This window comes from Bacillus sp. LL01, from assembly GCF_001037965.1.
Window position 1 is genome coordinate 125773 of the sequence record NZ_LFEL01000005.1, and the last position, 12964, is coordinate 138736.

The window sequence follows — 12964 nt, forward strand, 5'->3', positions numbered from 1 at the left end:
CGAGGGAAATGGAGTATATTACTGTATACTCTTATTTTAAGATGGGGAGGAACTAGTATTGACCACTAAAACCACTTTACATGTCACGTCCCTACCAGGCTATGAACCTGAAATCGGCCGCTCGTTATGGTGCTTGGAAGATGTTCGCACAAACCTTACCAAAAGATTAACTGGAATCAGTCAAACCCAGCTGGATAAAAAAAGCGGGGACAGACAGTCGATCGGGTCCCTTTTGTACCACATCGCCTATGTTGAGGCTGGGTGGCTATATGGAGAAGTCATGGAAAAAGAAGAATGGGATCCAGAAATCAACGCTCTTTTCAAGCTGGATGGTTGGCCGGACGGGAAATTGGTCCACGTCGAGGGTGATAGTCTTGAGGATCATTTTCACCGCCTTAGCAAAGTCAGGGAGGTCCTTCTTTCCCACTTCCGCTCCATGGATTTGGAGGATTGGCGCAAGGCTCGGGTACTAGATGAATATGATGTGACACCTGAGTGGGTGATTTATCATCTGGTTGAACACGAAGCTCATCACCGTGGGCAGATCTTTCAGTTGCTGAGAGAGTTTCGGGATTATAAGATTGAATAAATAGAACGGTACTTTTGCTCCAGTAGCAAGAGTACCGTTCTTTATCTGCCCTCATCAAAGTGAGCTAAAACAGGAAATAAAAGCAGCATTAAAACACTTTGAGCAGCGTAATGCTCATATCCCTTTTCCAGCTGTTTTTGGGATAACGCATTGTTGTTCTATGGAAAGCCAGTGTAATAAGCCACAAGAATAAAGTACGTTTCTTAGCTATTTTATTTTCCAGTTTCTTACCGCATTGCCTAACTTCTGTACTCCATTTTTAATTTCCTCTTCGCTCTCAAAACTGAATGAAAGACGCAGGTATTCACTTCCTTCTGTCTGGTCCAGGAAAAAGTATTTACCAGGTAGAAAAGAGACGCCTTCCTTCAGTGCCTGAGACAGAAGTGCCCCTGTATCCACACCCGAGATTTTCACCCATACAAAGTAACCTCCTTCTGGCACATACCAGGAGACCCCTTTTGGGAGGTATTCTTCCAAGGCTTCAAGCATCACTTTACATTTTTGCTGATAGGCTTTGGTCAAGGTTTGGAGTCGCGCTTCAAAGTCCGTATCTTTCAAATAGGTAGCCATGGTTGCCTGAGCAAACGGATGGTCGAGGTCTTTTTTGAACCAGAACAAGGCATTGATGAACTTGCTTGTTGCAGCGACCCAGCCGATTCGCATACCCGGGGCGATCACTTTGGATAGGGAACCAACATATAAGACCCGATCATTCATGTCCATTGATTTTAGCGTATTCGGGTTGCCTGAAAACCCTAACTCACCGTATGCATCATCCTCCAATACCAAGAAATCGTATTCCTCGGCAAGCTTCAGAACTTGTTTCCTACGTTGGGCTGTCATGGTTGTTCCTGTTGGGTTGTGGAAGGTTGGAATGGTGTAAAGAAGGCTTGGTTTCGTTAACCCTTTTTGTTTTCTTTTTGCAAGAATTTGCGCTAAATCATCTGTTTGGAGGCCGTCCTTATCAACCGGAACGGTAATGATTTGTTCTGTGTAGTTTTGAAAAATCTCGAGTGCCTCCATGTACGTTGGTGACTCGACCACTACAACAGCATCTTTATCAAGGAAAATACGGGCAATTAGATCAATTGCTTGGCAGGCACCAGCTGTGATTAAAAGCTCGTCATTTTTTACAGGCATACCTCTCACTTCCTGTCTTACCTGTATCCATTCTTTAAGCTTATCTATTTTGGGACTGCCTATGTAATGTAGTGGAAGGTCTTCTTCCTCTTCCAGGAGTTGAGAAACTCCACCTTTCAGTTCCTTAAAAGGGACAAGTTCAGGTGCCGGGTAGCCGGAATGCAGCCGTATAGCGCTAGGTGGAACGGACGGGATCCATTCGCCGGGAGGGTTATTTTGTAGGGCTACTTTGATGTTTTTAGGAAAAAAGGATTCCGCGTTCATTGGTACCAACCACCTTTCCAATTTATTTTAAACCGGGACGGTTCTCTTGCTTCTGAAGCAAGAGAACCGTCCCCAAACAAATCCAAACAAATCAATCTTTGTCCAGCGCTTGATAATCCGTCTGATATTTTCCGCCTTCTGCCACTTCGGAATGATAGAGAGCTTTAAGGGCAAAGTTTTTCTCCAGGCCGTGCTCGTCCATCAATTCTCTTAAGCGTTGCTGCAATTCATCATTGTCTTTAATGAGCTGCTTCATTTGTGATTTAAAGTATTTCATCGGGCGTTATCCCCCTTCGGTTATTGGCTCTTTTAGCTTAGTATACATGATTCTTGAGTTATTATCATTTTTCTGGCTGAACCTTTGGTTTTACCTTTAGTTCCACACAAAAAAAGGAGTTCCAAAGACTTTGCATCTCGTGGAACTCCTCCTCTCCTTTAAAATTTGATTCTGTTCTTGCCGGTACGCTTCACCTAATACAGTGATTCATCCGCTCTCCTGATTACTTCGTTAACCTCTCCGGCAACGGAAGTTCCGGACTTCCAGACCGCGCCTCCGATACTGCAGCCGACCAAAACTGTTTGTCCAGTGATGAGGTAAGGCTTGTTAATGGAAGTGATAACGTGTTCCCCCACTCTCATTCCTTCTTTTTGCTCGTCGGTTGTTGACGGCAGGACGATGACAAATTCATCTCCACCCATTCTGGCAACCAGACCTTCTGCAGGTACCGCATCCTTCAATCTCTCACTCACATCTTTCAACAGAAGGTCACCCGCTTCATGCCCGAGGGTGTCATTCACTTTTTTGAAACCGTCTAGGTCCATATAGAGGACTGTGAATGGATGATTCTTTTTCATCGTTTCCTCTATAAAATCATAAAGTGCGATTCGATTCGGAAGACCGGTCAGATGGTCGCGGAGGGCGACATCTTCCATTCTCTCAAGCTCAGTCTCCGTTTTTGTAAGCTTGGAGATCAGTTTTTTCAGAGAATACGAGAGTACTTCTATTTCCTTGATTCCTCTGTGGGCAAGGATTGTTACCAACTCCCCCCGTCTCAGCTGGTCTGCAGCGGCTGTGATATTTTTTAGTGGGGAAGTAATTTTACCGGCAACGATCCAACCCAGGATGGCAAGCAAAACAGCCAAGATAAATCCAACCGTGTAGATATATTTCAGGGCTTCCTTAATTGGTGCATAAGCATCTTCAATCGGTTGCCTCACAAGAACCACCCAGTCTAGTCCCGGATAATCTTTGTATCCACTCGCAAGGACATATCCGGTCAGATACTCTTTTCCATCCGGCCACTTTTCCAGGACCCATCCGTTTTCCCCTTTACGGGCTTCATCCACACTTTTCAGTTGTAGCATGTTTCCGAGCTCTTCTTCCGGTCCGAGCAACACAGTATCATCCAAACCACTTACAATGAACATTTCCATTTTGTTTCGTTTTTGCAGTGGCTCCAGCATAGAATCCTCAATTTCCTTTGCCCACTCCCAGCTTAGATGGGCCGCAAGCACACCGATGAATGTATTTTCTTCATCATAAACGGGCGTACTGATATCCACGAACTTCATCACTTCACCAGTAGGGTTGGGAAGAAGATTCGCAAGTAGCACCGCCTCATGAACATCGCCGATGAAAGTCTTATCCTGTGCTTCTTGATACACCGGACGTTCCGAAATGTCGACCCCTTCCAAGATTCCGTCGGTTGAAGTCAGAACCGTTCCAGCCTTGTCCGTCATACCAATCCACGAAAAAGAAGGAAATTTCTCCTTCAGCCTGTTGAGAATCTGCCGCTGACTCTCCAGGTCCTCCGTCTGTCTCATTTCTGATAAGGTACTCAACATGGAGACCTCTCCATAACGAGACCACATATAATGATCCAATTTACCTGCCATAATATAGGAGGTCTCCTTCAACGAGTTCCCTATCTCACTCCGAACCTCTTCATTGGAACGATGCCCAATGGCAACGCTTAACACAATCGTCAAAATTATAATCAATGCCGCAAAAATTGCCGATAAAGCGCCTGTAAACTTATCGATCTCTTCATAATGCCCCCATATTAGGGACGGTTCTATCGCTTCCGAAGCAGTAGAACCGTCCCCATTCAATTCCTCAGCCTGAAATCACCTGAAGTCGTGCGCACCTTCAGAAGGTATTCTCCGTCCCCAATCTTCCCAACAATTTCCTTGTCACTTTTTTCGGTATATTGTATGTCTTCTAGGTTCACTGTTCCTTTTCCGGATTGCCCTTTATAGTCGACTTTCAAAGAGGTTGGTGTTTCGTCGAACTCAATCTTTACATCTCCGCTCGTAACTTCAACCTCCATATTCCCCGCAATCTTTTCATTTTCTATGGATATGTCTCCGGATGTGGTTTCCACGTAGATGTGGCCATATACATTCCATATGGTGATGTCTCCTGAGGTCGTATCCACTTGAACATCACCAAGAACTTCTTTGAAGGTAATATCCCCGCTCGTTCCATCAATGACGATGGCCCTTGCTTCTGTGTTTTCAATACGCACATCTCCACTTGTTAGTTTGAAAGAGTAATCACCGGATAGCTTTACTCCATCCACCAAAACATCCCCGGAGGTCAACTCTGTTCTGATGTTATCCACTTCTAAACCTGTGATTTCGATATCACCGGATGTGGAATATGTGGATAGATTTGTATAGCTTTTCTTCGGTACTTCCACCTCGAGTTTCAAATCTGTGATGTTTACACCCATCTGGACCTGAAACTTTGGCTGTACCACTTCAATTTGAACCTTACCGGAACTTTCATTTACTTTAAGCTTATACTTATCCTTATTTTTCTCACTGACATCCCCCGACAATTTTACATAGATGTCGTCCCTATCAACAGGCACCACCTTGATATCCGCGGAAGTGACATCGATTTCCAGGCCATCCACTCCATTGCTGCTCACTCTTTTTTCCAGTTCTATTGGAGTTGTATTGAAATTAAAGCTGAAGGTTTCCTTGAATTGACCAGTAACGACCGTGGCCCCTATTGCTATTAAAATGAGCACAAATAGGAAGGATAATATTTTTCTCATCACATGTCCTCCTGTATATTCTTCCACCTGACACTGTAGTGACGAATGGATTTCGGGATGCCTCTCATCTCGAAATGACCCTTATAGGCCAGGGTTCGAAGTCGGTATTCCAAGATGGCGGTATTGAGTCTCCCTTCAAGTTGACCATATGTTTCGCCAATAATTCGTCCTGCTTTTAGAAATCCGTTTTCTGCATATGCCATTTGGGCTTCTTTTGCAAAATACAGCAATTCTTGGTCAAAATAATTTACTGGAACGCCCTGTATCTTCCCCTCTTTCCAAATACGAAGCAGATCTGGGGTTTCTGTAAGATGAAGCCATTCGTCTACGTATTGATTTATCGCTTCTGTGGATAAGGGTTCTCTCAAGTTTTTCTGCAGAATGTTCTTCATCTTCTCCGGTTCCAGCTCACCAGAATGGGATACTGCTAGATGTGAAGATTCAAGCTCTTGGTAAGCGTCTGAAGCATTGATTAAATAGATATCATTTTCACATTCGCGCAGATGGTGAAGGATGTACCTGTGGAAAATCTGTTCATGTGCGTTATTCGCTGTCCACAGGATGACCGGACATTGTGCAGGAATAGTGAACAACTCTTCCATCGCACTCTTGAATTTCCTGCCAAACTCCTCTTCTATGGAATCTTCATAAATATTAATATGATCCTGAAGCCATTCGTGGCGAGTTTTAGTATCCCCTAAAGGACCGATATCGAACATTTCCCAGAATCCTATCACCTTATGGTTCCTTTCCAGTCCCACTCTCAGTGATCCCGCAGTAGATTCACTGCCCGCAATATGCAACGTGTCAAAATCGGTTCTTTGCGGTGGCTTGTGGTCGATGGCTTGGAGTATATCTTGGATTGTCTCCATCATCTCGTCTTTTGGTACATTCATGTTATGTAATTGCTCCAACCGAAGCATCGTATGGAAAAGCCATGTTTTCGCTTCACTCTCTGATAGCTGTTCAATGGTTTCTTTCAGTTTTTCTATCATGGTTCCACCCCCCAAGGAATATTTTACCTACAGTCAAATATAACATCTTCAGATGGGTAATTCTACCACAACATTGCAACACTCCCTCTATTCAAAGATTTCCAATTTAATAGTAATATAGAATCAGAAACCTATCAGTAGTATGCCACGTACATAATACATAGAAGCACAACACATCGCGCGAGCTATTTTGATTTGGAAGCGGAAGAACCGTCCCAAAAGGAGGACCCAATGAAAAAAAAACAACACATCACAGCGTTATTTCTGACCAGCTGCATAATCCTCTCTGCCTGTTCCGACAAGGATGCAAGCGGTAAAGATACTAACCGCGATATTCAAGCAGAGCAAGAAGTAAAAGATCAGTACGAACAGCTTGTGGATGAAAAAAATAAGGAGTTGAAGCTGGAGCCGCTTGAGCTTACTTCTTATGCAGAAGAGGTGAATGCGACAATCAGCGCTCCTGTGTATAAAGAGTTCAGCGCAAATGGGCAGGTGGAAATTGCCGGCTCTGTTGAAAAGTATGCTGACTTTAAATCGGATTTTGTATGGATCAAGGTGCGTTCCAAAGAAGACGGGCCGACCGGCAACCAGATGGAGTATTATGTGCCGATTAGGGACGGAGCTTTTAGCGAAACGATTTCCCTTTTTAATGGAGAGGGAGAATATCAGGTCACCATTCAACTACCGGACACGGACCGTGAAAACTATTACTATGACACTGCCAAGTTTATCGTCCATAATGTGCATCCAGATGCAAAGCGTGATGTCTCATTGACTCCTTTTGGGCATAATGCCGGACTTCAGGTGAATGTGGAGTCAGCCCTGTTAGTAGAAAACGAGTTGGTTTCTTTTAGCGGAAAGGCTGCGAACCTTTCGGATGGGGAGACAATCATGCTTCACCTAAAAAAGGACTCCGAGATTTGGAAGCACATGGTGACGTTGGAGAATGGACAGTTCTCCCTTGATATTCCTCTGTTTTATGGAAAAGGAATTCATCAACTTGAGGTGATGGTTCCGGACAGGGCGCGTGAAAACTACTACCAGCTCGCAACAACCCTCTATATCGATAATGCGTCCGACCGGGTAATGCAGCCCTTGGAGTATTTCACTGCCTATAAGGAGCGCGGTGTGACACTTGAAAATCCGAAATTTGGAGGCGATGAGGCAGATGGGTCCTATTCTGTGAAGGGCAGGATTGACCCCGAAGCAGAATTCGGGCCCGAGACTACCCACATTTATGTAAGTACGAAAAAGGGTGAGGATGAGGCGCTTGATGTTATTCCTGTGGAGAACTTTGAATTTGACGGTTCTTTCTATTTGCGGTTCGGTCCTGGGGCATATGAAGTGACGCTGAATGTGCCTGAGATCAAAGAGGAGAACAGCGATTTTTTCAGGTTTTATGGTTTTGCCAAGTTTGAGGTGACCGCATCTGCCGAGGATAAACGTGATTTGTTGCCGTCACGGGGCGTTCAGTCGGATGCACCGGAAATCATCAGGCTTTCTGAGGAGCTGACGGCCGGGAAAGAGTCCGCTCGCGACAAAGCGAAAGCGATATACGATTATGTAGCCAAAAATGTCACCTATGATGTGAAGAAATATAAAAATAATGAGTTTGAATGGGACGATAGCGCCCTGAAGACTTTAGATTCAATGACTGGTGTCTGCCAAGATTATGCCTACCTCGCAATTGCCTTGATGCGGGCGAGCGGTGTGGAAGCGAGATATGTAGAAGGTCGGGCCGGCTTCCCATGGCCGGGCAACCACGCGTGGGTGGAGGCGAACCTGGATGGTGAGTGGGTCGAGATGGATCCGACATGGGGTTCTGGGTATATTGATCGTGATGATAAGTTTGTAGCTGCTTTTAATGAGGACTTTTTTGATCCGGACCCGAATGAGTTCAAGAAGACGCATACGCGGACTGGCGTTAAGTATTGATGGAAACGGTTCCTATGTTACCTTTCCACCACTAGGTCTAAAAGAACATCTTTTTAATTTGCAAAAATAAACCCTGCAAGCGGCTACTCTCACCGCTTGCAGGGTTCTTTAGTTACCCTAATTGTTTTACGACTTCCCTTGCAACACTGGTGGTGGATTGAGGGTTTTGACCAGTGATTAACTTACCATCGACCTGTAAGTGGTCTGCCCAGTTATCTTTCGCAATGAACTCTGCCCCAAGCTCACGAAGACGAGATTCCAATAAGAATGGCATGTACTTGTCTAAGGTTGTTTCTCTTTCTTCATCATCTGTGAATGCGGTAACGGTTTTGCCTGCCACAAGTGGTGTTCCGTCTGAAAGCTTCACTCCAACAAGTCCGGCCGGTCCGTGGCATACTGCTGCTACCAGTTTGTCTGTTTCATAGATGTCACGTATTAATTGATGCAATTTCTCGTTATCAGGAAAGTCGAACATCGTGCCATGTCCGCCCGGTAAGAAGATTGCATCATAGATTGATACATCCACAATTTCATCGAGTTTAATTGTGTTCTCCAAGTGCTTCGCAGTGTCCAAAATCTCCTGAGGTGTTTCCCCACCTTCCAAGCTTATGGCATCAACAGGTGCTTTTCCGCCCTTTGGACTGGCAACGGTAATCTCGTATCCTTTGTTTGCAAATTCCACATACGCTTCACCGAACTCCGAAAGCCAGAGCCCAGTTTCGTGTCCATTATTCATTTTATCTGCAGTGGTTACTACCATTAATATATGTTTAGTCATGATCAGTTCCTCCTAAAGTGTAAGTGGTGGTGTCCACTCTTATCCATCCTACATAAGTCTTTTCGTGAATTGCACTCACCCTCCTAATCCTATACCCGATTTATAAAAGTTAAACCGGTCTAGAAAACTAGTTCAAAACGTCCATTTCTATTTACCTAGTCGACAATTTATGTCGATTTGTGTAATTTATTCTTTGCTATCTATCCCTATTACACTTAATATAAAATTATACGTATTTGTTAATTATTTGAGGTGTTGGAAAATGAGTGAAAAAGAACCATACTTTATTGCTACTTCTAAAAGAAGGTGCTTGGAGAGCGGTATGGATCCTAACGAGATTCCTAGTCCGAAAAAATTTATGACAAGTGAAGAGTTGGAAGGTAAGCGAAAGTCTTATAGTGAGATTTTATCGGTAGTAAGCTTTTTCTCTAATAAATTGCTGGACTCGTTGAAGGGAACGCCGATTCTCGTGGTGATCTCTGATGCGGAAGGGTATTTATTGGAGATTGATGGTGACGAGATGATCAGATCGACCATTGAGAGGTTCGGTATAAAAAAGGGAAGCCATTTTACCCAAGAAGATACTGGTACCAACGTAATCAGTTTGGCCCTGCAACAAAATCATCCCATCAGTCTGATTGGTGATCACCATTACCATAAAGCTTTTCACCAGATTGCTTGTTATGGGGCAGCCTTACATTATACAGACAACAATGACCTGCTTGGCAGCGTGTGTATCATGATGCCGATTCAGTTTCAAAACCCGCTCTTTTTGACGATGCTTTCACAAGTGGTGGACTCCATAGAACGAGAGCTTTTGCTTAGAAAACAGAATAGAAAACTGAATATCATGAACCAGATCATGTTGAGCAGGACAAGAAACGGCATTGTCATTACCGATGAAAATGGTGTTACTACTGAATTCAATGATTTTGCCCAACAAATCTCCAATCGCTCAAGGGAATCCGTTATCGGAAGAACAATCTTTGAATCTAACTTGACCGGGAAGTATTTTAAAAGAGTCATTGAAAATCAGGAGAAATATGAAAATGTTGAGATTAAATTTAACAATGCCGATGGCGACCCGGTAGTCTGTCTTTTCGATGCGCAACCAATCTATGAAGCGAATGAACTCGTTGGTGCCTTTGGGCAATTCCGCGATATCACGGACCGCTATTTAATTGAAGAAAAATATAACTACTTGGCGTACCACGATGATTTGACGGGTCTGCCGAACAGACGTTACATACAGAAAGAAATCGAGTCCCTTATTCAAGATAACCGTTTAGGAAGAGAGACGAAGATGGCCATTCTATTCCTCGACCTGGACCGATTCAAGATTATCAACGATACGTTCGGTCATTCCAATGGCGATCTTTTACTAGCTGAGGTGACAAACAGGTTGGTCGGATGTCTTGGGGAAAAAGATACGCTTGCTCGTATGGGTGGAGATGAATTTATTTTCCTCTTGAGGGACTTCGAGTCAGAAAATTATGTGATGAAAATGGCGGACGATGTGTTAGAGCAATTCAAAGAGCCATTCAGCGTCAACTCCCATGAATTTCACACGACCGTAAGCATTGGTGTTGCTATTTACCCAAATAATTTGATTACACTTGAAGATTTCATGGTTTATGCCGATAATGCCATGTATAAGGCCAAATCACAAGGGAAGAACAGATACGTTGTGTATGCTTCCGATATGCTGCATAACTCCATGGAAGAATTGCAGCTGGAAACAGACCTTCGCAAAGCCTTGGAACGCAACGAGTTTGTTCTTTATTATCAACCTCAGATCTGCAATAGGACTGGGGATATAGTAGGCGTGGAAGCACTGATTAGATGGAATCACCCTACCCTCGGCCTAATCTATCCGGATAAATTTATCGGTCTTGCCGAAGAAACCGGATTGATTACCAATATTGGCGAGTGGGTGATAGAAGAGGCTTGTGCGCAAAACAAGAAATGGATAGATGCAGGCATGGCACCATTTAAGGTCGCCGTTAATCTTTCCACTCACCAATTTTTCAAGCTAAATCTGGTAAGTCATGTTCAAAGTGTACTCGAACGTACCGGTCTTGATCCAAAATATTTGGTGGTGGAGATCACCGAGTCCATGGCGATGGATTTCGATTATTCACTGAGAGTACTTCAGCAATTGAAAGGTCTTGGTGTTTATATCAGCATTGATGACTTTGGGACAGGCTACAGCTCACTAAGCTATCTGAAAAGCTTTCCAATCGACTATCTCAAAATCGACCGTTCCTTTGTAAGGGATGTGTTGCAGGATAATAATGATGTAAATATTGTAAAAGCAATCATTACCCTCGCCCACAACCTTGGCCTGCGGGTCATTGCAGAAGGCGTGGAGACTATTGAACAGCTGGACTTTTTAAAGAAATATAATTGCGATACCATCCAAGGCTATCTTTTTAGTAAGCCAATCTCAGTCAAACAATTTGAGCAATTACACCCGATGCTATTAAAAGAGATAGAGAAAATATACGTATAAGGGGATAGAAGCTACAAATGAACACTTCTGCAACACTATTGAAAATGGATACTACTGCCGCCATCTTAGCAAAACACTTTAGAAAATGGGATGTCCATCATATATTCGGAATCCCCGGAAAGGCTATCTCACCAATCATTTACGCATCTGATAAAGAAGGCATTGATTTTGTATTGAGTAAGCACGAAACGGGAGCGGGCTTTGCAGCAGCAGGCTATTCCTTTATGAGCGGGAAAATCGGCGTTGCCATCGGGACTTCCGGACCAGGGGGAACGAATCTGTTGACCGCTGCCGGCCAAGCGAAAGCCTCCCATATTCCTTTACTGATCATTACAGGACACCCTTCCATGAAGGATACCGGTAAAGGGATGGGCCAGGATTCCTCCGTATTTGGTACTGACCTTGTGGAGATGTTCAAGCATGTCACCAAGTTCAGCGCCAGAGTGGAACGAGGAGATATGCTTCAACCATTTCTCCAACATGCATTGGAAAAGGCAATGTTCGGTGTAAAAGGGCCTGTACACTTGTCCATTCCTTTTGATGTTTTACTAGAAGAAGTTGAACCGTTTGAACTCGACCTGCCAAAGCCAATCGAAATGATTTCCACTAATCTCGATAGAGTGAAAATGGAATTAGAGAACGCCACCCGCCCGTTATTATTTTTGGGAAAAGGTGTTCATTCAAGCAGAGCATATAAAGAAATACAGCTCATGGCTGAACATTGGAACATACCCGTCATGACCACGCCAGGTGGCAAAGGCACTTTCATTTCAAATCACACCCTTTCACTTGGGGCGTTCGGATTGGGTGGGACGAAAGAAGCCTCAGACTATCTTCGAGCAGGAGTGGACCTGCTTATCGTCATAGGTTCGAAATTAAGTGACATGTCCACGGCAGGTTTTACACCGGATATGTACCCGGACCACCTGGTACACTTTGATTATGACCCGACCTTCATCGGGAAAACCATCAAGGTGCCAACCACTCCGGTTATGGGCGATATCCGGTCCAATCTGCAACATTTATTAAAGCTTGCCGGAGTAAAATCCAGCAACAGCACGCAGTTTTTATTACCTATACAGGTAAAGGATGTTCCGTTCAATAAACCATCTGAATACATGTCTGCAGAATCGACTTTAAAGGTAGTTCGCAACGAGCTTCCTGAAGACAGCATCGTGTTCGGGGACGATGGCAGCCACACCTTTTACGGAATCAAGCATTTTGACATCTATCAGCCTGGCAGCTTTATTTTTGATGATATATTCGGTGCAATGGGGCATGGAATCGGCTATTCAATTGGTGCAAAAATTGCTGCACCGGACAAGAGGATTGTCTGCCTTGTCGGCGACGGCTGCATGTTCATGCACGGTACCGAAATCTCCACTGCTTTAAACTATCATTCTCCTGTCCTATTCATCGTTTTGAATAATGGCAGACTGGATATGGTGGAAAAAGGCATGAAAAAAATGAACGGAAAATCGATTGGAGCCATCTACAACCACCCCTTGGATATCGCCGGCTTCGCCAACTCCATGGGACTTGAATCGTTCAAATGCTACAATCCACTAGATTTAAAAAATGCCATTGTGCTTGGTTTAACGATTGTTGATACGAAAAAAACACCGGTCGTCATCGAGGTCATAGTCGACCCCGATGAAATTCCACCTACCATGGGGAGGCAATAAA

Annotated in this window: 10 protein-coding genes; 4 read left to right on the forward strand and 6 right to left on the reverse strand. The window is 44.1% G+C overall.

Annotated elements, in window-relative coordinates; genetic code table 11:
- Positions 1 to 58 precede the first annotated feature (58 nt).
- Entirely contained in the window at positions 59 to 589 is a 531-nt protein-coding gene (locus tag AB685_RS15740) for a DinB family protein (RefSeq protein WP_047971545.1), read from the forward strand.
- A gap of 207 nt (positions 590 to 796) precedes the next feature.
- Here the strand turns inward: AB685_RS15740 and AB685_RS15745 are convergent, their stop codons facing one another.
- From AB685_RS15745 to AB685_RS15765, 5 genes are all read right to left on the reverse strand, one after another.
- Positions 797 to 1993 (reverse strand): PLP-dependent aminotransferase family protein, encoded by a 1197-nt coding sequence (locus tag AB685_RS15745; RefSeq protein WP_047971546.1) that lies wholly within the window; start codon positions 1991 to 1993, stop codon positions 797 to 799.
- Between the two features lie 91 nt (positions 1994 to 2084).
- Positions 2085 to 2270 (reverse strand): hypothetical protein, encoded by a 186-nt coding sequence (locus tag AB685_RS15750; protein WP_047971547.1) that lies wholly within the window; start codon positions 2268 to 2270, stop codon positions 2085 to 2087.
- Between the two features lie 194 nt (positions 2271 to 2464).
- Entirely contained in the window at positions 2465 to 4105 is a 1641-nt protein-coding gene (locus tag AB685_RS15755) for a sensor domain-containing diguanylate cyclase (protein WP_241773315.1), read from the reverse strand.
- A complete protein-coding gene (locus tag AB685_RS15760; protein WP_047971548.1) occupies positions 4102 to 5058 on the reverse strand; it encodes a DUF4097 family beta strand repeat-containing protein in 957 nt (318 codons plus the stop codon). The genes AB685_RS15755 and AB685_RS15760 overlap by 4 nt, the downstream gene beginning before the upstream one ends.
- Positions 5058 to 6053, reverse strand: coding sequence for a DUF1835 domain-containing protein (locus AB685_RS15765; RefSeq protein ID WP_047971549.1), 996 nt, complete (start codon positions 6051 to 6053; stop codon positions 5058 to 5060). The genes AB685_RS15760 and AB685_RS15765 overlap by 1 nt, the downstream gene beginning before the upstream one ends.
- A 231-nt stretch (positions 6054 to 6284) precedes the next feature.
- Between AB685_RS15765 and AB685_RS15770 the strand changes: the two genes are divergently transcribed.
- Positions 6285 to 7988, forward strand: a complete 1704-nt coding sequence (locus tag AB685_RS15770) for a transglutaminase domain-containing protein (RefSeq protein ID WP_047971550.1) — start codon at positions 6285 to 6287, stop codon at positions 7986 to 7988.
- A 112-nt stretch (positions 7989 to 8100) separates the two neighbouring features.
- On the opposite strand, the gene AB685_RS15775 is transcribed toward AB685_RS15770, so the two are convergent.
- Complete coding sequence (locus tag AB685_RS15775) at positions 8101 to 8766, reverse strand: type 1 glutamine amidotransferase domain-containing protein (RefSeq protein WP_047971551.1); 666 nt, start codon at positions 8764 to 8766, stop codon at positions 8101 to 8103.
- Between the two features lie 262 nt (positions 8767 to 9028).
- On the opposite strand from AB685_RS15775, the gene AB685_RS15780 reads away from it, so the two are divergent.
- Positions 9029 to 11278 carry an EAL domain-containing protein gene (locus AB685_RS15780; protein ID WP_047971552.1) on the forward strand — a complete coding sequence of 750 codons (2250 nt, stop codon included), beginning with the start codon at positions 9029 to 9031 and terminating at the stop codon, positions 11276 to 11278.
- A gap of 17 nt (positions 11279 to 11295) precedes the next feature.
- Positions 11296 to 12963 (forward strand): thiamine pyrophosphate-binding protein, encoded by a 1668-nt coding sequence (locus tag AB685_RS15785; RefSeq protein WP_241773316.1) that lies wholly within the window; start codon positions 11296 to 11298, stop codon positions 12961 to 12963.
- Position 12964 lies beyond the last annotated feature (1 nt).